Annotated in this window: 1 protein-coding gene; it reads right to left on the bottom strand. The window is 68.2% G+C overall.

Annotation, left to right across the window (positions count from 1 at the left end; translation table 11 throughout):
* Positions 1-666, bottom strand: a 666-nt coding sequence (locus INT12_RS30845; protein ID WP_193059222.1) for an HD domain-containing protein, incomplete at both ends; no start/stop codon positions are given.

The following is a 666-nucleotide window of genomic DNA, read 5'->3' as shown; positions in this document are numbered from 1 at the left end:
CGCAGCACAGCGCGATCCTTGCGATCCGTTCGGGCCGCCGGAACCCATCGCAGCGGCCCAGCAGATCCAGAACCGTGCCATCGCGCAGTTCATCAATGCGGTGCACGTTGAGATGGGCGCGGCACACCGCCTCGGCCAGCTGGCGGTGATCCAGCGGAACCTTCAGGCGATCACACAGCGCACGCAGCGGTTCCAGCCCGCGCTCCTCATGCATCACATGGCGCGGCCATTCCGCGTGCGGAGTCAGCGCCTTGCCCAGGTCGTGGGTAAGCGCGGCGAACCCCACCAGGTCATCGCCCGGCGCCAGCTGCGCGGCGACATCGCTGACCATTTCCTGGTGTACGCCGGTATCCACTTCGGGGTGGTACTCGGCGCGCTGCGGCACGCCATACAGCGCTTCCAGTTCGGGCAACACCGCACCCAGCGCACCGGCATCGTGCAGCGTGCGCAGGAAGGCCGACGGTTGCGCCGAACCGAGCACGCGGCGCAGTTCCTGCCAGACCCGTTCGGGTACCAGTGCATCCAGCTCGCCACTGTCGGCGATCTGCCGCATCAGCTGCATCGTCTCCGGTGCCACGCTGAAGCCCAGCGGTGCAAAACGCGCCATGAAGCGCGCCGCACGCAGCACCCGCAGCGGATCTTCCACGAAGGCGGGGCCCACATGGC

The sequence above is a fragment of the Pseudomonas sp. K8 genome, assembly GCF_014889455.1.
In the GTDB taxonomy this organism is placed as follows: domain Bacteria; phylum Pseudomonadota; class Gammaproteobacteria; order Pseudomonadales; family Pseudomonadaceae; genus Aquipseudomonas; species Aquipseudomonas veronii.
The sequence above is the reverse complement of the archived record's forward strand: the minus strand, read 5'-3'. Positions and strand labels throughout refer to the sequence as shown.